This is a genomic window from Pseudomonas sp. A014 (genome assembly GCF_052378495.1).
Lineage (GTDB): Bacteria > Pseudomonadota > Gammaproteobacteria > Pseudomonadales > Pseudomonadaceae > Aquipseudomonas > Aquipseudomonas machongensis.
Genome location: NZ_CP199001.1, coordinates 1,449,741 through 1,474,149 on the forward strand (window position 1 = coordinate 1,449,741; position 24,409 = coordinate 1,474,149).

Here is a 24,409-nt window from a genome sequence, read left to right on the forward strand (position 1 = left end):
TCAGGCGTCTTGCAGGGCATCGCGATAGGCGAACAACCCAGGTGTTCCGCCGGTCATGACGAACAGCAGGTTGTCGCCGCGCACATAGCGGTCGCTCTGCAGGTCGGCGATCAGGCCGGCGAATGCCTTGCCGGAATACACAGGGTCCAGCAGCAGGCCCTGATGGCGGGCCATCAGGCGCAGAGCATTGAGCATCTCGGGAGTCGGTAACCCATAGCCTTTGCCAAGGTAATTGCCATCCACCTCGATGTCGTGCGCTTCGATGTCGGCTGGCAGGCCGAGCAGGGTTTGGACATGGTGTGACAAATCCAAGGTCTGGCGTTGTGCAGTGCTCGCGTCCGCAAGTACCGCGTAGGATTTCACCAGGTTGGCGCCACGTCCGAGGGCGGCGAATCCTGCACTGAGGCCGGCATGGGTGCCGGAGCTTCCGTTGGCCGTGAGCACCCGCGTGAACTTCAGGGCCAGGGCCTGCTCCTGCTCGGCGATTTCCTGTGCGGCCCTGACATACCCCAGGCAGCCCAGGGCGGTAGAGCCGCCGGTAGGGATCACCTTGACCTTGTGGCCCGCCTTCTCCAACTGCGCTGCCCGCAGTTCGGCCGAATGCAGCGCGCTGATCCCGTCGGGGCTGATATGCACCTTGGCGCCAAAGAGCTCGTCCAGCAGCACGTTGCCGCTTTGCTCGTATTCTTCACCCTCCTTGGCGACTGCCCGCGACAACACCAGTTCGCAGGGCAGGCCCAGTGATGCGCAGGCCGCCGCGGTCAACCTCGCGTGGTTGGACTGCAGGCCTCCGACGGTGATGACATGCTCGATGCCGTCATGCAGGGCTGCGCCCAGCAGAAACTCGAGTTTCCTCAGCTTGTTGCCACCGCCACCGAGCGCCATGAAGTCGTCCCGCTTGGCGAACAGACGGATACCACGCACCTCGAGCCCCAAGATCTGTTCTAGCGCGACGAGGCGTTGAATGGGCGTGGCCTGTTCAATCAAGCACGTGCGTGGGAACTGTTCGAGCTGTGAGATGAGCGTCCTCATGATGAAGCACCGTGGTTGTGAGTTGACGACGACACGTTATTGGAAAATTATTTGTTAATAAATAAAGGTTTTGTTCAATTAATTTTAACTGAGAGTTAAATATGGATCGTCTGCGCGCAATGGAAGTCTTCGTCACCGTGGTGGAGCAAGGCAGCTTCAGCGCGGCTGCCGAGCACCTGCGGCTGTCGACCGTGATGGTCAGCAAATACATCCGGGGGTTGGAAGAAGCGCTGCAGGTGGAGTTGATCCAGCGCAGTACCCGGCGCATGCGTGTCACCGAGGCGGGAAGGGTGTTCCATGAAGAGTCTCGCCAGACGCTGGAGCAGGTGCGCCGGGCCTACGAGCAAGTCGAGAGCTTGCAGAAGGCACCCAGCGGCCTGCTGCGAATCAGTGCACCGATGACCTTGGGCTCGGCGCTGGTGGCGCCGATCGTGGCGCAGTTTCTGCGTGAGCATCCGCAGATGCGCGTCGATCTGGTCCTGAGCAACAGTGTAGTCGACCTCATGGCCGAGGGTTTCGACCTGGCGTTTCGTATCGGCGAGCTGGGAGATGTCGATCTGGTCGCCAAGCCGCTGCGCCCCTATCGCATGGTGATCTGTGCGGCCCCGGCCTATCTGGACGAACAGGGTTGGCCCACGGTGCCGGCCGATCTCGGCAAGCACCGCTTGCTTGTCCATTCCAGTTGGACCCATCGCTTTAGCTGGCCGCTGCAGGACGCTGGGCGTGAATACTCCTGGCCGGAACACTGGACGCTCAAGAGCAACGACGGCCAGGCGCTGCGCCTGGCTGCGATCAGTGGCAACGGCATCCTCATGCAGCCGGAATTCCTGGTGGCCGATGACCTGCGCGAGGGGCGGTTGGTCTCGTTGCTCGAACCCTTCCTGCCGGCGACTCGCCCGGTCAATCTGGTCTACCTGCGCCAGCGCAGCGCGTTGTCCAAACTCGACGCCTTCGTGCGGTTTGTGATGCAGCGCGCTGGCTAGCTGTAGTTGGCTTTGAACGTTCCATTGTCGGCGCTGTGGTAGTTGACTGAAGCGTCGCCATAGAAGTAGGGAGTTTCTCGCTTTCCTCAAAAGAGGTAGACGCCAACGTACCAGAGGACATGCCTGGTAACCTGGTAATGGACAACTACGCGACACACAATACCGACAAGGTGAAGGCGTGGTTGACAGCGTATCCGTGCTGCTCAGGATGACACCGGGTTGGCCGGTGTTCGCGGTAGTTCCGAGCCCGTATAAAACCGCTCCAGCAGGGGGGACTGCGAACTTTCCGGCATCTGCGAAATACTGCAAGCTCAGCTAAACCCCATGCAGTCGCAAAGCCCGCTGGGCGCATTCCATCCAGCTCATCCTGCGCTTCACCCTCACCTCAGCCTCATCCCCAGCCAGCATCACCGGCATATCCCGCATCTTCATCCAGGGCTCGCTCTGCCAATAGAGCAATGTCGCCGTCCGCCCTCCAGGCCAGCACATCTGACCCAGTCGCGGCGCTTCATCCCCATTCATCTGCCCGTCACGCAGCACTGCCACTACCTCGTGGGTCAGCCAGCGCCGCAGGTGACGGTTCTCCGGAATGTGATGATGGGCCAGCAGGGTGTAGGCCCCGGACTCGCTGACCATGGCGGTCTTCTGATACTTGCCGTAGCGCAGCAGTTGCACGGTGCGATGCTGGTCCGGGTCGAGCTTGCGGATGCCGTGTTCGTCGAAGAAACGCCCGGTCATCCGACCGAGTTCGTGGGCGCAGAACCAGGCTTGGGATTCGAGCCAGAGGGTGTGGAGGTGACGGTTGTGGCGGGTGAAGAGGGTGGGGGAGCAGTAAGTCATGATGGGCTATCCAGACCAGGAAAAGCCGTTTCTAACGGGAACGGGATTCCGCCATGTGAGCGTTCTTAGCGCTCCGACAAACTACTTGGATTGCCGTTGGGCAATTAGCGAGATGCGTGTAGGAGATGTCCTGACCTGAAATTCGGGCAATAAAAAAGGCTGCCCGAAGGCAGCCTTTCCGAATCGCCAGGCGATCAATCCCAGCTCAACGCCCCACCAGTCTGATACTCGATCACGCGCGTCTCAAAGAAGTTCTTCTCTTTCTTCAAGTCCATGATCTCGCTCATCCAAGGGAACGGGTTGGTCGTCCCTGGATACTCTTCCTTCAGACCAATCTGGGTCAGGCGACGGTTAGCGATGAACTTGAGGTAATCCTCCATCATCGCCGCGTTCATCCCCAGCACGCCGCGAGGCATGGTGTCGCGGGCGTATTCGATCTCCAGCTGGGTCCCTTGCAGGATCATCTGGGTCGCTTCTTCCTTCATCGCCGCATCCCACAGGTGCGGGTTCTCGATCTTGATCTGGTTGATCACGTCGATACCGAAGTTCAGGTGCATCGACTCGTCGCGCAGGATGTACTGGAACTGCTCGGCAACGCCGGTCATCTTGTTGCGGCGGCCCATCGACAGGATCTGGGTGAAGCCGCAGTAGAAGAAGATGCCTTCCAGTACGCAGTAGTAGGCGATCAGGTTGCGCAGCAGCTCTTTGTCGGTTTCGACAGTGCCGGTGTTGAACTCCGGATCCGAGATGGCGCGGGTGTACTTCAGGCCCCAGGCGGCTTTCTTCGCGACCGATGGGATCTCGTGGTACATGTTGAAGATCTCGCCTTCATCCATGCCCAGCGACTCGATGCAGTACTGGTAGGCGTGGGTGTGGATCGCCTCTTCGAAGGCCTGGCGCAGGATGTACTGGCGGCACTCGGGGTTGGTGATCAGGCGGTACACGGCCAGGGCCAGGTTGTTGGCAACCAGCGAGTCGGCGGTGGAGAAGAAGCCGAGGTTGCGCATCACGATGCGGCGCTCGTCTTCGGTCAGGCCGTCCATGCTCTTCCACAGGGCGATGTCGGCGGTCATGTTGACCTCTTGCGGCATCCAGTGGTTGGCGCAGCCGTCGAGGTACTTCTGCCAGGCCCAGTCGTACTTGAAAGGCACGAGCTGGTTGAGGTCGGCGCGGCAGTTGATCATGCGCTTCTCGTCGACCGCGACGCGGGCCGAGGAGCCTTCGAGCTCGGCCAGGCCTTCGGCGACGTCGAGAGCGTCGAGGGCAGCCTTGGCGCGCTTGACCGCGTCGGAGTCGGTCGCGGTGGCGGCGCGGGCTTCCAGGGCGGCGGCACCGCCGGCGCTGTCGAGCTTGTCGAGGGTGGCGCTGGCATTGGCCTGCGCAGGGGTGTTGCCTTTGGCGGCGACTTCGCCGTCTTCCTTATCGAATTCGTCCCAGCTCAGCATGGTGAGGTTCTCCTGCTTGAGGGCCATCTATGGAGTATGGCCGGTGGATCTTGGTTGCGGTGCGGTGCACGCAAATCGGAAGCGCCCTTTGAGGGCTGGCCGCTGAACTGGGCAGCGGCTTTTTATGTCTGTCTGCAGGAGAGGTGGTGGCCTCTTCGCGGGTAAACCCGCTCCTGCAGGGTGCTGTGCTATGGCACAGAAAGTTGAGGCTTCCCGGGGGAAGCCTCAGCCAAGCCTTACTGGCAGGCTTCGCAATCCGGCTCGTCGATGGCGCAGGCCTTCGGTACCGGGGCTGGGCCCGCGGCCTGGACCGGGGCGCTGTCGCCGCCGCTGGAAACGGCGTTGAGCTTGCCGGTGTTGATGGTCGACTTCTCGGTGCTGGTCGCGGCCAGGGCACGGAGGTAGTAGGTGGTCTTCAGACCACGGTACCAGGCCATGCGGTAGGTGACGTCCAGCTTCTTGCCCGAAGCGCCGGCGATGTACAGGTTCAGCGACTGGGCCTGGTCGATCCACTTCTGGCGACGCGAGGCGGCATCGACGATCCACTTGGTGTCGACTTCGAACGCGGTGGCGTACAGGTCCTTCAGCTCTTGCGGGATACGCTCGATCTGCTGTACCGAACCGTCGTAGTACTTCAGGTCGTTGATCATGACCGAGTCCCACAGGCCACGGGCCTTCAGGTCGCGGACCAGGTACGGGTTGATCACGGTGAACTCGCCCGACAGGTTCGATTTGACGTACAGGTTCTGGTACGTCGGCTCGATCGACTGCGACACGCCGGTGATGTTGGCGATGGTTGCGGTCGGCGCGATGGCCATGATGTTCGAGTTGCGGATGCCTTTCTGTACGCGCTCACGGACCGGAGCCCAGTCCAGCGACTCTTCCAGGTTGACGTCGATGTACTTGGCGCCACGGGCTTCGATCAGGATCTGTTGCGAGTCCAGCGGCAGGATGCCCTTGGACCACAGCGAACCCTGGAAGGTCTCGTAGGAGCCGCGCTCATCGGCCAGGTCGCACGAGGCCTGGATGGCGTAGTAGCTGACCGCTTCCATCGACTTGTCGGCGAACTCGACGGCAGCGTCCGAGCCGTACGGGATGTGCTGCAGGTACAGCGCGTCCTGGAAGCCCATGATCCCCAGGCCGACCGGGCGGTGCTTGAAGTTCGAGTTCTGTGCCTGCGGCACCGAGTAGTAGTTGATGTCGATCACGTTGTCGAGCATGCGCACGGCGGTCTTGACGGTACGCGCCAGTTTCGCGGTGTCCAGCTTGCCATCGACGATGTGGTTCGGCAGGTTGATCGAACCCAGGTTGCACACGGCGATTTCATCGGCGTTGGTGTTCAGGGTGATCTCGGTGCACAGGTTCGAGCTGTGGACCACGCCCACGTGCTGCTGCGGCGAACGCAGGTTGCACGGGTCCTTGAAGGTCAGCCATGGGTGGCCGGTCTCGAACAGCATCGACAGCATCTTGCGCCACAGGTCTTTGGCCTGGATGGTCTTGAACACCTTGATCTTGTTGTACTCGGTCAGGGCTTCGTAGTACTCGTAGCGCTCTTCGAAGGCCTTGCCGGTCAGGTCGTGCAGATCAGGAACTTCGCTTGGCGAGAACAGGGTCCACTTGCCATCGTCGAAGACGCGCTTCATGAACAGGTCCGGGATCCAGTTGGCGGTGTTCATGTCGTGGGTACGGCGACGGTCGTCACCGGTGTTCTTGCGCAGCTCGAGGAATTCCTCGATGTCCAGGTGCCAGGTTTCCAGGTAGGCACAGACCGCGCCCTTGCGCTTGCCGCCCTGGTTGACCGCAACGGCGGTGTCGTTGACCACTTTCAGGAACGGCACGACGCCTTGCGACTTGCCGTTGGTGCCCTTGATGTACGAGCCCAGGGCGCGTACCGGGGTCCAGTCGTTGCCCAGGCCGCCAGCGAATTTGGACAGCATGGCGTTGTCGTGGATGGCCTTGTAGATGCCCGACAGGTCGTCCGGAACGGTGGTCAGGTAGCAGCTGGACAACTGCGGACGCAGGGTGCCGGCGTTGAACAGGGTCGGGGTCGAGGCCATGTAGTCGAACGACGACAACAGGTTGTAGAACTCGATCGCACGGGCTTCGCGGTCTTTCTCCTGCAGCGCCAGGCCCATGGCGACGCGCATGAAGAACACCTGCGGCAGCTCGAAGCGCACGCCATCCTTGTGGATGAAGTAGCGGTCGTAGAGGGTCTGCAGGCCCAGGTAGGTGAACTGCTGGTCACGCTCGTGATTGATGGCCTTGCCCAGGCGCTCCAGGTCGTAGCCCTTCAGTGCTGGGTCGAGCAGCTCGAACTCGACGCCTTTCTCGACGTAGGCCGGCAGGGCCTTGGCGTACAGCTCGGCCATTTCGTGGTGGGTGGCGCTGTCGGCCACGCCCAGGAAGCCCAGGCCTTCGGCGCGCAGGGTGTCCATCAGCAGGCGGGCGGTGACGAACGAGTAGTTCGGCTCGCGCTCGACCAGGGTACGGGCGGTCATCACCAGGGCGGTGTTGACGTCCTTGATGGCCACGCCGTCGTAGAGGTTCTTCAGGGTGTCGCGCTGGATCAGGTCGCCATCGACTTCGGCCAGGCCTTCGCAGGCTTCGCTGATGATGGTGTTCAGGCGTGCCATGTCCAGCGGCGCCAGGCTGCCGTCGGCCAGGGTGATGCGGATGCTTGGGTGCGGCTCGACCACGGCGTCGGTGTGGGCGCGGGTGGCGCGCTCTTTTGCGCGCTGGTCGCGGTAGATCACGTAGTCACGGGCGACTTTCTGCTCGCCGGCGCGCATCAGGGCCAGTTCGACCTGGTCCTGGATTTCTTCGATGTGGATGGTGCCACCCGATGGCATGCGGCGCTTGAACGTGGCAGTGACCTGCTCGGTCAGGCGCGCGACGGTGTCGTGGATGCGCGACGAGGCGGCGGCGGTGCCACCTTCAACTGCAAGGAACGCCTTGGTGATGGCAACGGTGATCTTGTCGTCGGTGTAGGGGACGACAGTGCCGTTGCGCTTGATCACACGCAGTTGGCCCGGAGCGGTCGCAGCCAGATCCTGGTTCGAATCAGCGGCCTGCGGCGCCTTGGCCTGCGGGTTCTCGCGAGTTGTGTCGGTTTGCATGGGTGTCTCCACAGTTTCTATATTGTTCAGGCGCCTTGTGGGCGCCCACCGTTCCATCCATCAGTTCGACCGGCCCAGGCGGGGGATGCCACGCGCACGTGCATCCGCCCGCTCGGGCTCACCGACTTCGGGACAGACTCAGGAATAAGGGGCAATCACTTGCCGCTCCCTGGCCGAAGTCAAAGATTCTGGGTCACGCCCAAAAACTGTTGCTGTCGGGTGCCAGGCGATGCCTGCAACACCCATACCCGAACAAGGCCCTGACGGGCTTGCCTCGGTCGCGCCTCCGCAGGAGCGGTTTGGCTGCTGAAATCACCGTAAGTTCCGGCTGAAAAAACGCTTGAGTTTCTGCCTGGACTTGTGTTTGTGATTTGGGGCGAAGCCACAACATGTAGTGGTTCGCTGCAATGGGGATACAAGATAATGCGGTATTGGGGTCTTTGCAAGGCGAGCCGCTGTGGATAACTTGTGAGTACTTTGTGTGTGAAAGGTGGGTATTCGCTGTAGGCCTTGTCGCAAGAGGTTTTTGCCGGTTTCAGGCCTGTGACAGAATTTTTCGCGTGGTTGGCAGTGCCTGGGGCGGGACGTAGTATCCGGGGGATATGTTGCCCTTTGGTGAAGGGCGGCAGCAGCCCCATCGTGGGGCAAGCCTGCACCCACCGTAGCGCACCGACACCAAAATCATGAACAAGAGGTGACCGGCGATGGACCAGCCCAACAACCGCATCCTGATCGTCGAGGATGACCAGCGCCTGGCCGAACTCACAGCCGAATACCTGCAGGCCAATGGCTTCGAGGTGGCGGTGGAGGGCGATGGCGGGCGGGCGGTGCGGCGCATCATCGACAGCCAGCCTGATCTGGTGATCCTCGACCTGATGCTCCCCGGAGAGGATGGCCTGAGCATCTGCCGGCGGGTGCGCGGGCAGTTCCCCAACCCCATCCTCATGCTCACCGCGCGCAGCGATGAACTCGACCAGATCCAGGGGCTGGACCTGGGGGCTGACGACTATATCTGCAAACCGGTGCGCCCGCGCCTGCTGCTGGCACGCATCAATGCGCTGTTACGTCGCAGCGATGCGCCGCAGGGCAAGGGGCACGACCTCAGTTTTGGAGGGCTGCGCATCGACAACCGCCTGCGTGAGGCCTGGCTGGGCGAGCAGCCGATCGACCTGACCGGTGCCGAGTTCGACCTGCTCTGGCTGCTGGCCAGCAACGCCGGGCGGGTGCTGTCGCGCGAGCAGATCTCCACCTCGCTGCGCGGGGTGGGCTATGACGGCCAGGATCGCTCCATCGATGTGCGCATCTCCAAGATTCGCCCCAAGATCGGTGACGATCCCATCCACCCGCGCCTGATCAAGACCCTTCGCAGCAAGGGTTACCTGTTCGTCGGCGATGCTACCCCATGAATTCGATCTTCCTGCGCGTCTATGGCGGCATGCTCGCGGTGCTGGTGCTGGTCGCGGTGCTTGGCGTGCTGAGCCTGCACCTGGTCAACGAGGTGCGCGCAGGCCAGCACCGCGAGGGCCTGGCGCAAGGCACCTTCAGCCTGATGGCAGACAACCTGGCGATGCAGAACGAGGTGGAGCGCAAGCGGTCGCTGGTGATCTGGGAACGCTTGCTCGGGGTGCCGCTGGACCTGGCGCCGCTGTCGATGCAGACCCTCGATGCCGGGCAGCGCAGCCGCCTGGCGCGTGGCCTGGTGGTGGTGGAGAAGACCGGCCCGCATGCGGCCAAGGTCTTGCGCCAGGTGGCGCACGAGGATGTTGTGCTGGTCGCGCAGGTCAAGCAGGTCAGCGAGCAGTTGGCCCGTGCCACGCTTTATCTGTTGGCTGACGAACTGGTGCGCTACCCGGTGACCGAGCAGCAGCAGCGGTTGGCACAGATCAGGCAGAGCAAGGGCTTTGGTTTCGACATCGCCCTGCAGCGGATCGAGCGGGTAGGGCTGGACGACGATCAGCGGCGCCGGGTAGAGGAAGGCGACACGGTGATGGCGCTGGGGCGCGATGGTGATTCGATCCGCGTATTCGCCGGTTTGTCCGGCTCGCCATGGGTGCTGGAAATCGGCCCGCTGTACCAGCTCAACCCTTATCCACCGCAATTGTTGATCCTGATCGCCTTTCTCGGCCTGTGCCTGATCGGGTTGGTGGTGTACCTGCTGGTGCGCCAGCTCGAGCGCCGTGTCTCGGGGTTGGAGATGGCGGCCTCGCGCATCGCCCAGGGCAGCCTGGAAACCCGCGTGCCGGCGGGCGATGCAGACTCGGTCGGGCGTCTGGCGGCGGCGTTCAATGGCATGGCCGAGCATTTGCAGCGTTCGCTGAGCATGCAGCGTGAGCTGGTGCGGGCGGTGTCCCACGAATTGCGCACGCCGGTGGCGCGCCTGCGCTTCGGCCTGGAGATGATCGAGAGCGCCAGCACCGAGCAGGCGCGGAGCAAACACCTGGCGGGCATGGACAGCGATATCCAGGACCTGGACCGGCTGGTCGACGAGATGCTCACCTACGCGCGCCTGGAGCAGGGCGCGCCGGCCCTGAAGTTCCAGCGGATCGACCTGGACAGCCTGCTCGATCGGGTGATCGATGAACTGGCGCCGCTACGCGCGGATGTGCGGGTGACTCGCGGGGCGTGTGAGCTGGGCGAAGACCAGTTGGCCTGGGTCGAGGCCGAACCGCGCTACCTGCATCGAGCACTGCAGAACCTGGTGAGCAATGCCATGCGCCACGCCGAGTCCGAGGTGCGCCTGAGCTTTCAGCTCGGCCAGCAACGTTGCCGCATCGAGGTCGAGGACGACGGTCCGGGGATTCCCGAAGGCGTCTGGGACCGCATCTTCACGCCCTTCACGCGCCTGGACGACAGCCGTACCCGCGCCTCGGGAGGGCATGGCCTGGGCCTGTCGATCGTGCGGCGGATCATCTATTGGCACGGTGGACGGGCGCAGGTGGGGCGCAGCGAGGCGCTGGGTGGCGCCTGCTTCAGTCTGAACTGGCCACGACAGCAGGCGCCGGGGTGAGGCTCAGGCGCTGATCAGGCTGAGCAGGTGGCCGTCCTGCAGGCAGAACTGGCCATCCAGTTCGCGGCCGTGGTGCCACTCGCTCGACAGGTCGGTGAGCAGGCGCAGGCGTGCGTGGCCCGCGGCGTCCCACTCCAGCACTTCAGCGTGTTCGAAGTAGAAGCGCTTGAGGGTCAGGGGGTAGAGGGCCTTGAACAGGCTTTCCTTGAGCGAGAAGGTCAGCGTCACACCGAGGCCAATCCTTGAACGGTCCAGGCGCTGCAACTCGTCGGCGGTGAGAATCTCGCCCGCCAGGCGCTCGGCGCGCTCGTCGTCGAGCAGGCTTTCCTGATCCAGGCCGATGCCCTGGCAGGCGCCTTCATGGGCGACCACGGCAGCGGCCCAGCCCTGGCCATGGGTGATCGAACCTCGGATGCCGGCGGGCCAGACCGGTGAGCGGTCTTCGTGGCTGTCCGGAACATAGTCGCGGCCATCCAGGCGTTGCAGTGCCGCGCGGGCACAGACTCGGCCGGCCAGGTACTCGGCCTGACGCTTGGCCACCGAGCGCTGCAGGCTGGGGCTCTGCGCGATGCCGGCGCGCTGGAAGTCGTCGGCGGCCAGGCGCTTGGGGTCGAAGGCGCAACTGACCAGCACCGCGCCGGGGAGGGGCTGGGGTAGAGGCCAGTGGTGCTGGAGTGGGGTGCAGCAGGTGGGGAGTCTGTCCATGGGCGGTATTGTGCCAGTTCCGGCCCTTTCGCGGGCAAGCCCGCTCCTGCAGGTGCGCAAAGAATTCGTAGGGGCTTGGGCCCCTACTTGAACGCCTGCTTGAAGAACGCCTGCATGTCCTTCCAGGAGCTTTCATCTGCCGCCTTGTCATAGCCGATGTCCGGCCCGCCATGCGCGCCATGGCTCAAGCGGTCCGCATCCGGGTTGGTAAAGCCATGCTTGGCCCCGGGAATGCCAACGAACTGCATGTCTGCTCCGGCATCCTTCATTTCTTTCTTGAAGGCTTCGACCTGTTCGGCCGTGACCATGCTGTCGGCCTCGCCATGCTCGACCAGGATCTTCGCCCTGACCACGTCCGGTTTGGCCGGTGTCTGGGTGACCAGCGCGCCGTGGAAACTCACCACGCCATCGAGCTTCTCGCCCCGGCGTGCAGCGTCGAGCACTACCTTGCCGCCGAAGCAGTAGCCGATGGCGCCCAGCTGGTGCTTGTTGGTGTTGGGTTGCAGCTTGAGCAGTTCGAGCCCGGCGTCGAAGCGTCGCGCCGCTGCTGCTGGATCCTTGAGCGCTGCCGCCATGAACGCCTGGGCGTCCTGCGGGTGCTCGGTGTGCTTGCCGTCGCCATACATGTCGATGGCCAGCGCGTTGTAGCCCAGCGCCGCGAGGTCGCGGGCGCGGCGCTTGGCGTAGTCGTTCAGCCCCCACCATTCATGCACCACGACCACACCGGGGCGCTTGCCCTCGATGGCGTCGTCGTAGGCGTAGTAGCCGATCAGCGCAGTGCCGTCGGCGTCCTGGTAGCGGATCTCGCGGGTCTGTACCGCCGCCTGGGCGAAGGCGGCGCTGCACATCAGGGCCAGGGCAAGCAGTGAACGCATGAGGGGGTCTCCAGGAAAGATGCAGCCGTATCGGGTTCGTTCAGCCAAGGTTCAGCCGGGGTTCAGGAGCGGTTCAGGGCGCCCTGCTTACTCTAGCCCCCAGACCGAAACAGCGCACCTACTGGAGTAACAAAGCATGAAAGCACTCAACACCCTGATGGTTGCCATGGCTGTTTGCGCAGCTGGCGTTACCGCCACCGCCCAGGCCGACGACACCTTCGCCAGCCTGACCTACGGCCAGACCAGCGACAAGGTCCGCAAGTCCGGCCTGCTGCAACGCAACACCGACAACTTCAACGCCGACGGCATCATCGGCAAGGACAGCACCTGGGGCCTGCGTGTCGGCCAGATCAACGATCAAGGCCGCTACTACCTGACCTACGACAACGTTTCCGGCGATCACAGCGGCGTCAAGCTGCGTCAGGAAAATCTGCTTGGCAGCTACGATGTGTTCCTGCCGATCACCGACACCACCAAGCTGTTCGGCGGTGGCAGCGTGGGCGTCACCAAGCTGACCCAGACTTCCTCCGGTTATAGCCGCGACACCGACTATGGCTACGCACTCGGCCTGCAGGCCGGTGTTCTGCAACAGGTCACCGACAATACCTCGGTGGAACTGGGCTACCGTTACCTGACCAGCAATGCCGCCACCGAACTGTCTTCGCACGGTGGCCCGAAGGATGGCACCCTGCGCCTGAAGAGCAGCGCCCAGACCTACCTCGCCGCCAGCTACAAGTTCTAAGGTCGAGGCTCATCGAACCGGCAGGGGGTTCCCGTGCCGGTTCGCTGTTATGCTGTGCCGGCCCTGATCGCTCGGCGGTCCGGGAGATATAGACAAAGGAGATGCAGCATGAAATTGCTGGTGGTCGAGGACGAGGCGCTGCTGCGCCATCACCTGTATACGCGTCTTGGCGAGACCGGGCATGTGGTGCAGGCGGTGGGCGATGCCGAAGAGGCGCTTTACCAGGCCGAGCAGTACAACCATGACCTCGCCGTGATCGACCTGGGCTTGCCGGGCATGAGCGGGCTGGACCTGATCCGCCAGCTGCGCAGCCAGGACAAGACCTTCCCCATTCTGATTCTCACCGCCCGCGGCAACTGGCAGGATAAGGTCGAAGGCCTGGCCGCCGGTGCCGACGACTATGTTGTCAAGCCTTTCCAGTTCGAAGAGCTGGAGGCGCGCCTGAACGCGTTGCTGCGTCGTTCCAGCGGCTTTACCCAGTCGACCATCGCTGCAGGCCCGCTGGTGCTGGACCTCAATCGCAAACAGGCAACGCTGGACGAGCAGCCCCTGGCGCTCACCGCCTATGAATACCGGATTCTCGAATACCTCATGCGTCATCACCAGCAGGTGGTGGCCAAGGACCGTCTGATGGAGCAGCTCTACCCGGACGACGAGGAGCGCGATCCCAACGTCATCGAAGTATTGGTCGGCCGCCTGCGCCGCAAGCTCGAGGGCGACAACGGCTTCAAACCCATCGACACCGTGCGCGGCCTGGGCTACCTGTTCACCGAGCGCTGCCGATGATCCGCTCGCTGCGCCTGCGCCTGATGCTGGCCGCAGCGCTGCTGGCCCTGCTGTTCATGCTGGCGCTGTTGCCGGCGCTGCAGAAGGCCTTCAGCCTGGCCCTGCAGGAGTCGATCGAGCAGCGCCTGGCCTCGGATGTCACCACCATGATCTCGGCGGCGCGCATCGAGCATGGGCATCTGCAGATGCCCGAGCTGCTGCCCGACGAGCGCTACAACCTGCCCAGCATGGGGTTGCTCGGCTACATCTTCGACCGTGACGGCCGGTTGGTCTGGCGTTCACGCGCCACCGCCGACAAGCACATCAACTATCAACCCCGCTATGACGGGCGTGGCAACGAATTCGCGCGGATCCGCCAGGACGACGGCGACGAGTTCTTCGTCTATGACGTCGAGGTCAAGCTGCTCGGCGGCAAGAGTGCGGCGTTCAGCATCGTCGCGCTGCAACCTGTGCGCGAGTACCAGCACACCCTCGATGGCCTGCGCGAGAAGCTCTACTTGGGCTTTGGTGCGGCCTTGCTGGCATTGATGGTGCTGCTCTGGGCCGGCCTGACCTGGGGGCTGCGGTCGTTGCGTCGCCTGAGTCGAGAGCTGGACGAGGTGGAAAGCGGCGCCCGTGAAGGGCTGAGCCGTGAGCATCCACGCGAGCTGCTGCGTTTGACCGGCTCGTTGAACCGCCTGCTGCACAGCGAGCGCGAGCAACGTCAGCGTTATCGCGACTCGCTGGATGACCTGGCGCACAGCCTCAAGACTCCGCTGGCAGTACTGCAGGGGGTTGGCGAAAGCATGGGCCAGCGCAGCGACGAGCGCGAACAGGCGCGGGTACTGCAAAGCCAGATCGAGCGCATGAGCCAGCAGATCGACTACCAGCTGCAACGTGCCAGCCTGCGCAAGAGTGGCCTGGTGCGGCACAAGGTGCGCCTTGCGCCGGTGCTCGACAGCCTGTGCAACACGCTGGACAAGGTCTATCGCGACAAGCGTGTGACCGTGACCTTGAGCATTCCCGAACAGGCGTGGGTACCGATCGAGGAGGGCGCCCTGCTCGAATTGCTCGGCAACTTGCTGGAGAACGCCTACCGCCTATGCCTGGGGCAGGTGCGGATAAGCCTGGAGCAGTTGCCTGGGCAGCAGGTCTTGTGTGTTGAAGATGACGGCCCCGGTGTGCCGCCCGGCCAGCGCATGCGCATTCTGCAGCGCGGCGAGCGCCTGGACAGGCAGCATCCGGGGCAGGGGATCGGGCTTGCGGTGGTCAAGGACATCATCGACAGCTTCGATGCCCGGCTTACGCTGGATGATTCGCCCCTGGGCGGGGCGGCATTCAGGATCGTGTTCAACCTGGAGTGATCTTGCGGCGGGGGCCTCTTTGCGGGCAAGCCCGCTCCTGGATAGCTGATGAATCCAACCCCTGGGGGCTTGCCCGCGAAGCCCCAAGCGTATGCCCGCATCGGGCGGATTCCCGCCATCGTCCTTGTACGAATCTCGCCACCGGGCGGAAATCCGCCAATCCATCCCTGTCGATTCGCCCTGTCCTTGGGCAGAAATTTCCCGAAAACACGGGCCTTGCACCTGATTCGGGCATTTTGGCATCACCCTTGCTACAGATCTGGCAGAGGCCTGCTCAGGCAGCTCGAACACAACGACAAATCCCTCCAGGTGCAGGAGGGTTCGCGCTTTAGGTGCCTCGCCCTGGGAAGGGTGAAACGGCACACTTGAGGATAATTAAGCCATGACGAAACGTCAGCCGCTGTACAAGTCCCTGTATGTCCAGGTGATCGTTGCAATCACCATCGGCATTCTGCTCGGCCACTACTACCCCGAAACCGGTGTCGCCCTCAAACCCCTGGGTGACGGCTTCGTCAAACTGATCAAGATGGTCATCGCCCCGATCATCTTCTGTACTGTGGTCAGCGGCATCGCCGGCATGCAGAGCATGAAGTCGGTCGGCAAGACCGGCGGCTATGCACTCCTGTACTTCGAGATCGTCTCCACCATCGCCCTGATCATCGGTCTGGTCGTCGTCAACGTGGTTCAGCCTGGCGCTGGCATGCACGTCGACGTCAGCACCCTGAACGCCAGCAGCGTCGCAGCCTACGCCGCCGCCGGTGCACAGCAGACCACCGTCGGCTTCCTGCTCAACGTCATCCCTAACACCGTGGTCGGTGCCTTCGCCAACGGCGACATCCTCCAGGTGCTGATGTTCTCGGTACTGTTCGGCTTCGCCCTGCACCGCCTGGGCAGCTACGGCAAGCCAGTGCTCGAGCTGATCGACCGCTTCGCCCATGTCATGTTCAACATCATCAACATGATCATGAAGCTGGCGCCGGTCGGTGCCTTCGGTGCCATGGCCTTCACCATCGGCCAGTACGGCGTGGGATCGCTGGTGCAGCTGGGCTACCTGATGGCCTGCTTCTACATCACCTGCCTGGCGTTCATCCTGATCGTCCTTGGCGGTATCTGCCGCGCCCACGGCTTCAGCGTCCTCAAACTGATCCGCTACATCCGTGAAGAACTGCTGATCGTATTGGGTACTTCCTCCTCGGAATCGGCCCTGCCACGCATGCTGACCAAGATGGAGCGCCTGGGCGCGAAGAAATCCGTGGTTGGCCTGGTGATTCCGACCGGCTACTCGTTCAACCTGGACGGCACCTCGATCTACCTGACCATGGCTGCGGTGTTCATCGCCCAGGCCACCGACACCACCATGGACATCACTCACCAGATCACCCTGCTGCTGGTGCTGCTGGTTGCGTCCAAAGGTGCTGCTGGCGTTACCGGTTCGGGCTTCATCGTCCTGGCCGCCACCCTGTCCGCCGTTGGCCACCTGCCGGTTGCCGGCCTGGCGCTGATCCTGGGTATCGACCGCTTCATGTCCGAAGCCCGCGCCCTGACCAACCTGATCGGCAACGCCGTTGCCACCGTGGTCGTGGCCAAGTGGGTGAAGGAGCTGGACACCGACAAGCTGCAATCGGAACTGGCTTCCGGCGGTGCACCGCTGGTTGAAACCCGTCCGACCGACGACCTGGGCGTTGCTGAAGGCCCGGCTACTCGCTGATAGCGGTTGTAGTGAGGTGAAAGAGGCGACCTTCGGGTCGCCTTTTTTCATGCTTTCGCTCAACCCTTGAGCGGACACTTGTTACCACGTGTATCTAGATAATTACCTGACGCTGATAGCTGACTATCGATAGATTCGAGTGTGCCGCGAGGGTATTGCAAAAGCACGACCTTGTCGCGATGCATTCATTTCATACGGTTCAGGGAGTTCAGGTAATGCTCAAGCCCAGTGATGGAAAAGCAAGTAACGGGTTGCGGCTCGAAGGTGATGACCACAGTGATCATCTGGTTGGCCTATACAGCGATGATGTGATCAGGGGCCGTGGCGGTCACGATGTACTGGAAGGAGGCAATGGAGATGACATCCTGTTCGGTGGTCCAGGTAGCGACGTGCTGAATGGGGGCGAGGGCGGTGACCTACTGTTCGGAGGTGACGGCGCCGATGTGCTTATCGGCGACACTGGTAATGACGCCCTGCTCGCAGGTGAGGGGGATGACCTGCTCGAGGGTGGGCCAGGTGCCGATGTGCTGAGCGGTGGTCGAGGTGCCGATCTCTTCGTGTTTTCAAAGTTGGCTGACATGGGCCTCGGCAATCGACGGGATATCATCACCGACTTCAATGGTGCAATGGGGGATCGCATTGATCTGCGTGGATTGGCAGCGTCCTCTGGCCTTGTCGGCTTCACCTTTATTGGTGATGCTCCTTTTACCGAAAAAGGCCAACTGCGTTTCGAGCACGGGCTGCTGTCGGGTAATGTCCGCGGCGGTCTCGCGCCAGATTTCGAAATCGAACTGATTGGTGTTGAACACTTCACGACCGCGTATCTGATCCTCTGACATCCTCGTCTATCGAGGTCACAGGTGGTAGTAGTGTCTATTCGACGCGTGTCTCGCCGCTGTACACCAGGATCTCCCGGCAGCGCCGGCACAGATAGCGTCGCCCCTGGCGCACCAGCTTGTGCCGCTGGGCGCTGAACGCAAAGTCGCTGTCTGCGCAGGGGCAGCGGTAGATATAGCGGGTTGCCACGCGGCGCTGCACCTCATAGTTGTGGCAGCGGTTGGGCGGCAGTTCGTACACCCCGCGCATGATCAGTTGCCACTCCTCGCCATGGGCCTGGATGCGGTCACCGAACAGTTGATGGGCGATCAGGTGGGCGACTTCATGGGCCACGGTCTGGCGCAGGAAGTCATCCTGGTTCTCGCGGTACAGCTGCAGGTTGAAGCGCAGCAGGTTCTCGTGCAGATGAGCGACACCGGCCTTCTGGCCGCGCAGCTTGAAGCTGACTTCCGGGCGCGGGAAGGGGCGTTTGAAGAAGGTTTCGGCTTGCTGGTAACAGGTTTCGACGCGTTGCTTGAGTAGCTCGGGCATGGCGGGATGATTCTCCTGACGCGCCATTATGCCGCAAGCCCTGCACGCTTGCCGAGCCGCCGGTCAGCACGAAGCCAGAGGCCGCCAAAACGGCGGCCTCTGGCCCGACGCCCCAGTGTTGGTGTTTCTAATTGGTGTAGACCGGCCCCACGCCAAGCCCCCAGATGATCACGGTGGCGGCCATGATCGCCACCAGCACCACCAGGCCCACCGCCAGCACGGAGCTGGAGAACAGGAAGCCTTCGTCGGTGGGGATGTTCATGAAGGTCGGCAGCCCGACATACAGCAGGTAGACCGTGTAGCAGATGGCCGCTGTGCCCAGCAGCATGCCCAGCCACAGGTGAGGGTAGAGCGCCGCCAGGCCGCCGAGGAACAGTGGCGTGGCGGTGTAGGTTGCAAAGGCGATGCACTGTGCCATAGAGGGGTTGGCATCGTAGGTGCGCGCCATCCAGTGGATGAAGGCCCCCATGACCGCCACCCCGGCAAGCATCGCCAGGTAGGACATGACGCTCATCCACAGCGCGCTTTCCATGGTCAGCATCACCGGTGGTCGATCACCGATCACCCAGCCGACCTGGGTGGTGCCGATAAAGGCGGACACCGCCGGAATCGCTGCCAGGATCAGGGTGTGGGTCAGGTACATGTGGCTGATGCTTTCTTCTTCACCGCGAATCTCTCGCCATTCCTGGTCGGGATGGGTAAACAGCCCCAGAACGTGATGGATCATGCCGGTCACTCCTATCGTCGTCGCCAAACGCCCCCCAAGCGGAGCGCCTGTGGCCGAGGCCAGGCAACCGATCAAGCGGTAATATGGCCTTATGTCGCAGTATAGGAAGCAGAACCCGGCACAAACCCGGCTTTTTAGAGCAAATCGCGCTGTCGGCGGCGCTGTTGATTCTTTATCGGAATGGCCTACGCCTGTGCTCGGTTTGTGCGTAAAATAGCCGGCTTTTGTCACACCTCGCGGATCCAAGCGCTATGGGCACCCTCTCGGTCAACCAGAACAAACTGCAAAAACGCCTGCGTCGTCTCGCCGGCGAAGCCATCACCGACTACAACATGATCGAGGATGGCGACAAGGTCATGGTCTGCCTGTCCGGCGGCAAGGACAGCTACACCATGCTCGATGTTCTGCTGCACCTGCAGAAGGTGGCGCCGATTTCGTTCCAGATCGTCGCGGTGAACATGGACCAGAAGCAGCCAGGCTTCCCCGAGCATGTGCTGCCGGCCTACCTCAAGACCCTCGGCGTCGAGTACCACATCGTCGAGAAGGACACTTACTCGGTGGTCAAGGAACTGATCCCCGAAGGCAAGACCACCTGTTCGCTGTGTTCTCGCCTGCGCCGTGGCACGCTGTACACCTTCGCCGACGAGATCGGTGCGACCAAGATGGCGCTCGGCCACCACCGCGACGACATCGTCGAGACCTTCTTCCTCAACATGTTCTTCAACGGCGCGCTCAAGGGCATGCCGCCCAAGCTGCGCGCCGACGATGGCCGCAACGTGGTGATCCGCCCGCTGGCCTACTGCAGCGAGAAGGATATCCAGGCTTACTCGGACATGAAGGAATTCCCGATCATCCCGTGCAACCTGTGCGGTTCGCAGGAGAACCTGCAGCGCCAGGTGGTCAAGGACATGCTGGTGGAGTGGGAGCGCAAGCACCCGGGGCGTACCGAGAGCATCTTCCGCGCCCTGCAGAACGTCGCGCCCTCGCAACTGGCCGACCGCGACCTGTTCGACTTCACCAGCCTGAAGATCGACGAGAGCGCCACCCCGCGCTTCCTCGACGTGCTGAACATCTGACCTCATGCGCGACTATCAGTGGCTGCATGAGTACTGCATCAATCGCTTCGGCTCGGCCAAGGCGCTAGAGGCCTTCCTGCCGCAACCGCGCACGCCGGCGCAGTTGCGCGACATCACTGACGACCGCTACCTGTCGACCCTGGCCCTGCGCGTGTTCCGCGCCGGGCTCAAGCACAGCCTGGTGGACGCCAAGTGGCCAGCGTTCGAACAGGTGTTCTTCGGTTTCGACCCGCAGAAGGTTGTACTGATGGGCGCCGAGCATCTGGAGCGCCTGATGCAGGACGAGCGCATCATCCGCCACCTGGGCAAGCTCAAGAGCGTGCCGCGCAATGCGCAGATGATCCTCGATGTGACGAAGGAAAAGGGCAGTTTTGGTGCCTTCATCGCCGACTGGCCCGAGACCGATATCGTCGGCTTGTGGAAGTACCTGGCCAAGCATGGCAACCAGCTCGGTGGCCTGTCGGCGCCGCGCTTCCTGCGCATGGTCGGCAAGGATACCTTCATCCCCACCGAGGACATGGCAGCAGCCTTGATCGCGCAGAAGGTGATCGACAAGCAGCCCACCAGCCAGCGCGACCTGGCGCTGGTGCAGCAGGCGTTCAACCAGTGGCATGAAGAGAGTGGCCGGCCGCTGTGCCAGTTGTCGGTGATGCTGGCGCATACCGTCAATCATTGAGTCCTCGCTGAAGCCATCACGGGCTTGCCCCGCGATGGCTTCAACACTGAGCTCAGCTACCTTCCCCGGCCATCCGCCGCTCGAACTGAAACTTCCAGCGCACGTACAGCAACCCGCTGACGAACAACCCCAGGCTCACCAGCACCTCGATCCAGCCAAACAGCGCCCGAGCCGGGTCGAACGCTGCCAGCACGCCCTTGATGAAATAGATGTTCACCACAAAGCAGGTCCAGGCATGCGCCCGGGCGCTGCCACTGAGCATGCCTGGCAGTAACAGCAGTAGCGGAATCAGCTCGATGGCCAGGATCACTTCGACCCGCGCCCCATGCAGGTCGGCGAACCACAGGTTGTTCACCACCAGCAAGGCGATCAGGCCGAAGAAGCAGGCCAGGCTCAGCGCCCGGGTCAGGCGCAGGCGCGGGGCCAGCCAGTCGAGTGCAGGCAGGACCTTGGGCTTTCTAGCCACGCTCGCCACCCAGGGCCTTGGCCGTGTTGGCCAGCCGTTGGCCGAGCGCCCTGCACAGGGCGATCTCGTGTTGGTCCAGCTCGCGCTTGCCATCGGCACCGGCATGATGGCTGGCGCCGTAGGGCGTGCCGCCGCCACGGGTTTCGAGCAGGGCCGATTCGCTATAGGGCAGGCCAGTGACCAGCATGCCGTGGTGCATCAGCGGCAGCAGCATCGACAGCAGGGTGGTTTCCTGGCCGCCATGCAGGCTGGCAGTGGAGGTGAACACCGCCGCAGGCTTGCCGACCAGTTCACCGCCTAGCCACAGGCTGCTGGTGCCGTCGAGGAAGTACTTGAGCGGCGCGGCCATGTTGCCGAAGCGGGTCGGGCTGCCCAAGGCAAGCCCCGCGCAGTGGCGCAGGTCGTCCAGCGTGGCGTAGAGCGCGCCGCTGGCGGGGATGTCCGGCGCCACGGCTTCGCACTCGGTGGAAATCGCCGGCACCGTGCGCAGGCGCGCTTCCAGGCCCGCCATCTCGACACCGCGGGCGATGTGCCGGGCCATCTCGCTGGTGGAGCCGTGGCGGCTGTAGTACAGGACCAGGATGAATGGATCGTTCACGGCAGGATCTCCAGGACTTTCTCGGGGGGCCGACCGATCACGGCCTTGTCGCCGGCGACCAGGATCGGGCGTTCGATCAATTTCGGATGCTGGACCATGGCGTCGATCAGTTGCGCATCGGTGAGCGCGGGGTTGGCCAGGTCCAGGGCCTTGTATTCGTCTTCGCCGCTGCGCAACAACTGGCGCGCGCCGATGCCGAGCTTGCCGAGCAGCGCCTTGAGCGTGGCGGCGTCGGGCGGGGTTTCGAGATAGCGCACCACGGTCGGGGCCAGGCCGCGTTCTTCCAGCAGTTCAAGGGCACCGCGGGATTTGGAGCAGCGCGGGTTATGATAGAGGGTCAAATCGGTCATGACGGGTCGCATCCAGCTGGGTGTGGCGGCTATTCTAACCGCAGCGATCGACATTTCATGCCTTAAAACTTCGAGAAGGATTGACCCATGGCAAGGCGTTTGGCAGCTGCACTGGCCATCACCGCGAGCCTTTTGCTCGGCGGCTGCGGTGCGGACTACGGCGTGGACCAGCACGGCAATACGGTGAAGGCCGAGCAGATCGACGGGCACTGGCTGGTGCTCAACTACTGGGCCGAGTGGTGCGGACCTTGCCGCACCGAGATCCCCGAACTGAACACGGCGGCCAAGCAATGGTCTGCCCAGGGCATCAAGGTGGTAGGGGTGAACTTCGACGGGCTGCAGGGCGACGACCTCAAGCAGGCCGTGCAGGCGCTGGGCATCGACTTCACCGTGCTGGCCCAGGACCCGGCCGAGCGTTACGAGCTGCCTCGCAGCGAAGCACTGCCGGTGACCTACATCATCGACGACAAGGGCAAGGTGCGTGAGCAGTTGCTCGGTGAGCAGACGCTCGAAGGGCTGCAGGCGAAGATCAAGGCGCTCAAAGGCGGCGCCTGACCTGTTGTCGGGGCTGCTTCGCAGCCCATTCGCGGCACGAGGCCGCTCCTACAAGAGCTCCGCAACTTCTGAATACTGCGGTGTTACTTGTGGGAGCGGCCTCGTGCCGCGAATGGGCCGCGCAGCGGCCCCGATGCACTTCAGCCTTCCTCAGGCCAGAAGCGCAGCGGCTTGCCTTCGGCCGGCCAGAAGCGGATCTGCTCGATCGCCGACACATCCCAGCGCTGCACCGTTTCCAGGGCCTGGAGGAAGCGCTGCTCCTGCTCCATCAATGCCGGTGCACACAGCTTGCGGGTCTTGCCGACCTTGCCGAAGCTCAATTTATCGCCGTCCAGGGTATAGCTGGCGAACCAATGGTTGCAGCCGGCATTGCCATAGGCGCGGCCATCATCGGCCAGGGTGAGGGTCAGGTGGCTGTAGTCGATCAGCGGGCGTTCGCCGATCCACTCCAGCACATAGCTCTGCTCCTGCTGCAGTTTGGAAGGCTGCGCCGCGCAGCCGAACAGACCGCCGAGCAGCGCGGCGCAGATCAACAGGTGTTTCACTGGGCGCTTCCCTGGCAGTTGCGGCACAGGTGACGCTCGCCCTGGCTGCTCCAGCCCAGCTCCGCGATGCGTGCATTGGCGGCGGGCTGGCGGGCCTTCTTGCCGAGCTTTGCATCGACGGCGAATTCGAAGTCGAGCACGGCCTCGCAGCTGTCGCACTTGACCTGCCAGGTGAGGATTTCCAGTTCGTTGAACTCCGGGCCGCTGGCCACGGCAACCCACTGGCCGCGCGGGTTGATCAGATGACGGACGCTCTCGACGGTCAGGCGCATGGACAGGTCCTTGCTGCCTTTGAGCGTCACCAGCAGGACGTCGCCTTTGTGCATCGATCCGCCGTTGCCGGTTACCTGGTAGCGGCCTGGCACCAGCGCGCGGCATTCGATCAGGGTGTGTTGCGGGTTGAAAAGGGTGTAGCGGAAATCGTGCTCGACCATGGGTCCTCCAGAAATGCCGCGTATCCTACCCTGTGACCGTGTTTTGCGCATCGCCTGCTGCCCAGCGGGCGATGTTGTCCAGGGTGGTCGCGGCAATCGCTTCCAGCGCTTCGCGGGTCAGAAACGCCTGGTGCGCGGTGACGATCACGTTGGGGAAGGTCAGCAGCCGGGCCAGCACATCGTCCTGCAGTGGTAGGTCGGAGCGGTCCTCGAAGAACAGTTGCGCCTCTTCTTCATAGACATCCAGGCCCAGGTAGCCGAGCTGGCCGCTCTTGAGCGCGTCGATCAGCGCCGGGGTATCGACCAGCGCACCGCGCCCGGTGTTGATCAGCATGGCACCGGGCTGCAGGCGCGCGAGGCTCTCGGCGTTGATCAGATGACGGGTATGCTCGGTGAGCGGGCAATGCAGGCTGATGATCCGTGCCTGGCCAAGCAGTTCGGGCAGTTCCAGATAGCGGGCACCGAGGGCCAGCAGCTCGGGGTTGGGGTAGGGGTCGTAGGCCAGCAACTGGCAGCCGAAGCCGGCCATGATGCGGGCGAACGCAGCACCGATCTGCCCGGTGCCGACCACGCCCACGGTCTTGCCGTGCAGGTCGAAGCCGGTCAGGCCATGCAAGGTGAAATCGCCTTCGCGGGTGCGGTTGTAGGCGCGGTGCAGGCGGCGGTTGAGGGCCAGGATCAGCGCTACCGCGTGCTCGGCCACGGCGTGCGGCGAATAAGCTGGGACGCGCACCACCGTCAGCCCAAGGTGTGCTGCAGCCGCCAGGTCGACATGGTTGTAGCCCGCCGAACGCAGGGCGATCAGCCGTGTACCACCGCTGGCCAGGCGTTGCAGGACTTCGGCGCCCAGATCGTCGTTGATGAAGGCGCAGACTACCTCGAAGCCCTGGGCCAGTGGGGCGGTGTCCGGGGTGAGGCGAGCGGACTGGAAATGCAGCTCCAGCGCGCTGCTGGCCGCGGCCTGGGTGAAGCTTTCCTGGTCGTAGTGCTGGCTGCTGAACAACAGGACGCGCATGGTGGGGATTCCTTCGG

The 24,409-nt window shown here is 63.1% G+C and carries 25 protein-coding genes and 1 pseudogene; 12 read left to right on the plus strand and 14 right to left on the minus strand.

The window, feature by feature from the left end; translation table 11 throughout:
* Complete coding sequence (locus ACTYOL_RS06910; RefSeq protein ID WP_444757705.1) at positions 1-1,032, minus strand: D-cysteine desulfhydrase family protein; 1,032 nt, start codon at positions 1,030-1,032, stop codon at positions 1-3.
* A gap of 101 nt (positions 1,033-1,133) precedes the next feature.
* Between ACTYOL_RS06910 and ACTYOL_RS06915 the strand changes: the two genes are divergently transcribed.
* Together ACTYOL_RS06915 and ACTYOL_RS06920 are read left to right on the plus strand one after the other, a co-directional pair.
* The gene (locus tag ACTYOL_RS06915) at positions 1,134-2,015 is read left to right on the plus strand and encodes a LysR family transcriptional regulator (protein ID WP_444757706.1); all 882 of its coding nucleotides are present in this window, start codon (positions 1,134-1,136) and stop codon (positions 2,013-2,015) included.
* 46 nt (positions 2,016-2,061) lie between these two features.
* Positions 2,062-2,212, plus strand: a pseudogene (locus ACTYOL_RS06920) (IS630 family transposase); the annotation flags it as partial.
* Between the two features lie 118 nt (positions 2,213-2,330).
* On the opposite strand, the gene ACTYOL_RS06925 reads toward ACTYOL_RS06920, so the two are convergent.
* From ACTYOL_RS06925 to ACTYOL_RS06935, 3 genes are all read right to left on the minus strand, one after another.
* Positions 2,331-2,855 (minus strand): BRO-N domain-containing protein, encoded by a 525-nt coding sequence (locus ACTYOL_RS06925; RefSeq protein WP_197893036.1) that lies wholly within the window; start codon positions 2,853-2,855, stop codon positions 2,331-2,333.
* Between the two features lie 194 nt (positions 2,856-3,049).
* The gene (locus tag ACTYOL_RS06930; protein ID WP_054892954.1) at positions 3,050-4,300 is read right to left on the minus strand and encodes a ribonucleotide-diphosphate reductase subunit beta; all 1,251 of its coding nucleotides are present in this window, start codon (positions 4,298-4,300) and stop codon (positions 3,050-3,052) included.
* Between the two features lie 236 nt (positions 4,301-4,536).
* On the minus strand, positions 4,537-7,416 hold the full coding sequence (locus tag ACTYOL_RS06935; RefSeq protein WP_054892920.1) for a ribonucleoside-diphosphate reductase subunit alpha: 2,880 nt from the start codon (positions 7,414-7,416) through the stop codon (positions 4,537-4,539).
* Positions 7,417-8,120: 704 nt separating this feature from the next.
* Between ACTYOL_RS06935 and ACTYOL_RS06940 the strand changes: the two genes are divergently transcribed.
* Both ACTYOL_RS06940 and ACTYOL_RS06945 read left to right on the plus strand, forming a co-directional pair.
* Positions 8,121-8,822 carry a response regulator transcription factor gene (locus ACTYOL_RS06940; protein WP_054892919.1) on the plus strand — a complete coding sequence of 234 codons (702 nt, stop codon included), beginning with the start codon at positions 8,121-8,123 and terminating at the stop codon, positions 8,820-8,822.
* Positions 8,819-10,423 carry an ATP-binding protein gene (locus tag ACTYOL_RS06945; protein ID WP_444757707.1) on the plus strand — a complete coding sequence of 535 codons (1,605 nt, stop codon included), beginning with the start codon at positions 8,819-8,821 and terminating at the stop codon, positions 10,421-10,423. The genes ACTYOL_RS06940 and ACTYOL_RS06945 overlap by 4 nt, the downstream gene beginning before the upstream one ends.
* A gap of 3 nt (positions 10,424-10,426) precedes the next feature.
* On the opposite strand, the gene ACTYOL_RS06950 is transcribed toward ACTYOL_RS06945, so the two are convergent.
* Entirely contained in the window at positions 10,427-11,128 is a 702-nt protein-coding gene (locus tag ACTYOL_RS06950; protein WP_153774376.1) for a 4'-phosphopantetheinyl transferase family protein, read from the minus strand.
* Positions 11,129-11,211: 83 nt separating this feature from the next.
* Positions 11,212-12,003 carry a dienelactone hydrolase family protein gene (locus ACTYOL_RS06955; RefSeq protein WP_197893042.1) on the minus strand — a complete coding sequence of 264 codons (792 nt, stop codon included), beginning with the start codon at positions 12,001-12,003 and terminating at the stop codon, positions 11,212-11,214.
* Positions 12,004-12,139: 136 nt separating this feature from the next.
* On the opposite strand from ACTYOL_RS06955, the gene ACTYOL_RS06960 reads away from it, so the two are divergent.
* From ACTYOL_RS06960 to ACTYOL_RS06980, 5 genes are all read left to right on the plus strand, one after another.
* Complete coding sequence (locus ACTYOL_RS06960; RefSeq protein WP_153774378.1) at positions 12,140-12,745, plus strand: outer membrane protein; 606 nt, start codon at positions 12,140-12,142, stop codon at positions 12,743-12,745.
* Between the two features lie 108 nt (positions 12,746-12,853).
* Positions 12,854-13,531: a response regulator gene (locus ACTYOL_RS06965; RefSeq protein ID WP_054892914.1), complete on the plus strand. Its 678-nt coding sequence runs from the start codon at positions 12,854-12,856 to the stop codon at positions 13,529-13,531.
* Positions 13,528-14,874 (plus strand): ATP-binding protein, encoded by a 1,347-nt coding sequence (locus ACTYOL_RS06970; protein ID WP_153774379.1) that lies wholly within the window; start codon positions 13,528-13,530, stop codon positions 14,872-14,874. The genes ACTYOL_RS06965 and ACTYOL_RS06970 overlap by 4 nt, the downstream gene beginning before the upstream one ends.
* Before the next feature lie 382 nt (positions 14,875-15,256).
* On the plus strand, positions 15,257-16,582 hold the full coding sequence (locus ACTYOL_RS06975; RefSeq protein WP_054892912.1) for a dicarboxylate/amino acid:cation symporter: 1,326 nt from the start codon (positions 15,257-15,259) through the stop codon (positions 16,580-16,582).
* Between the two features lie 215 nt (positions 16,583-16,797).
* The gene (locus ACTYOL_RS06980; protein WP_197893044.1) at positions 16,798-17,418 is read left to right on the plus strand and encodes a calcium-binding protein; all 621 of its coding nucleotides are present in this window, start codon (positions 16,798-16,800) and stop codon (positions 17,416-17,418) included.
* 37 nt (positions 17,419-17,455) lie between these two features.
* Here the strand turns inward: ACTYOL_RS06980 and ACTYOL_RS06985 are convergent, their stop codons facing one another.
* Complete coding sequence (locus ACTYOL_RS06985) at positions 17,456-17,950, minus strand: SprT family zinc-dependent metalloprotease (RefSeq protein WP_054892911.1); 495 nt, start codon at positions 17,948-17,950, stop codon at positions 17,456-17,458.
* 127 nt (positions 17,951-18,077) lie between these two features.
* A complete protein-coding gene (locus ACTYOL_RS06990) occupies positions 18,078-18,677 on the minus strand; it encodes a Yip1 family protein (protein WP_054892910.1) in 600 nt (199 codons plus the stop codon).
* Positions 18,678-18,928: 251 nt separating this feature from the next.
* On the opposite strand from ACTYOL_RS06990, the gene ttcA reads away from it, so the two are divergent.
* Both ttcA and ACTYOL_RS07000 read left to right on the plus strand, forming a co-directional pair.
* A complete protein-coding gene (gene ttcA / locus ACTYOL_RS06995; protein WP_054892909.1) occupies positions 18,929-19,753 on the plus strand; it encodes a tRNA 2-thiocytidine(32) synthetase TtcA in 825 nt (274 codons plus the stop codon).
* Between the two features lie 4 nt (positions 19,754-19,757).
* Entirely contained in the window at positions 19,758-20,429 is a 672-nt protein-coding gene (locus tag ACTYOL_RS07000; protein WP_197893046.1) for a DNA-3-methyladenine glycosylase I, read from the plus strand.
* 52 nt (positions 20,430-20,481) lie between these two features.
* Here the strand turns inward: ACTYOL_RS07000 and ACTYOL_RS07005 are convergent, their stop codons facing one another.
* The 3 genes from ACTYOL_RS07005 to arsC are packed head-to-tail and all read right to left on the minus strand — an operon-like array spanning position 20,482 to position 21,843.
* On the minus strand, positions 20,482-20,895 hold the full coding sequence (locus tag ACTYOL_RS07005; protein WP_065861389.1) for a DUF2069 domain-containing protein: 414 nt from the start codon (positions 20,893-20,895) through the stop codon (positions 20,482-20,484).
* Positions 20,888-21,493 carry an NAD(P)H:quinone oxidoreductase gene (gene wrbA, locus ACTYOL_RS07010; protein WP_054892907.1) on the minus strand — a complete coding sequence of 202 codons (606 nt, stop codon included), beginning with the start codon at positions 21,491-21,493 and terminating at the stop codon, positions 20,888-20,890. The genes ACTYOL_RS07005 and wrbA overlap by 8 nt, the downstream gene beginning before the upstream one ends.
* A complete protein-coding gene (gene arsC, locus ACTYOL_RS07015; protein ID WP_054892906.1) occupies positions 21,490-21,843 on the minus strand; it encodes an arsenate reductase (glutaredoxin) in 354 nt (117 codons plus the stop codon). The genes wrbA and arsC overlap by 4 nt, the downstream gene beginning before the upstream one ends.
* 87 nt (positions 21,844-21,930) lie before the next feature.
* Here arsC and ACTYOL_RS07020 point away from each other — a divergent pair, with 87 nt between their 5' ends.
* Positions 21,931-22,398: a TlpA disulfide reductase family protein gene (locus ACTYOL_RS07020; protein ID WP_112897668.1), complete on the plus strand. Its 468-nt coding sequence runs from the start codon at positions 21,931-21,933 to the stop codon at positions 22,396-22,398.
* Between the two features lie 140 nt (positions 22,399-22,538).
* Here the strand turns inward: ACTYOL_RS07020 and ACTYOL_RS07025 are convergent, their stop codons facing one another.
* Genes ACTYOL_RS07025 through ACTYOL_RS07035 form a run of 3 tightly spaced genes read right to left on the minus strand, consistent with a single transcriptional unit; the run spans position 22,539 to position 24,392 of the window.
* Positions 22,539-22,943, minus strand: coding sequence for an META domain-containing protein (locus ACTYOL_RS07025; protein WP_372821292.1), 405 nt, complete (start codon positions 22,941-22,943; stop codon positions 22,539-22,541).
* Positions 22,940-23,377, minus strand: a complete 438-nt coding sequence (locus ACTYOL_RS07030) for a hypothetical protein (RefSeq protein ID WP_153774382.1) — start codon at positions 23,375-23,377, stop codon at positions 22,940-22,942. The genes ACTYOL_RS07025 and ACTYOL_RS07030 overlap by 4 nt, the downstream gene beginning before the upstream one ends.
* Positions 23,378-23,402: 25 nt before the next feature.
* A complete protein-coding gene (locus tag ACTYOL_RS07035) occupies positions 23,403-24,392 on the minus strand; it encodes a 2-hydroxyacid dehydrogenase (RefSeq protein WP_151924265.1) in 990 nt (329 codons plus the stop codon).
* Between the last annotated feature and the right edge of the window lie 17 nt (positions 24,393-24,409).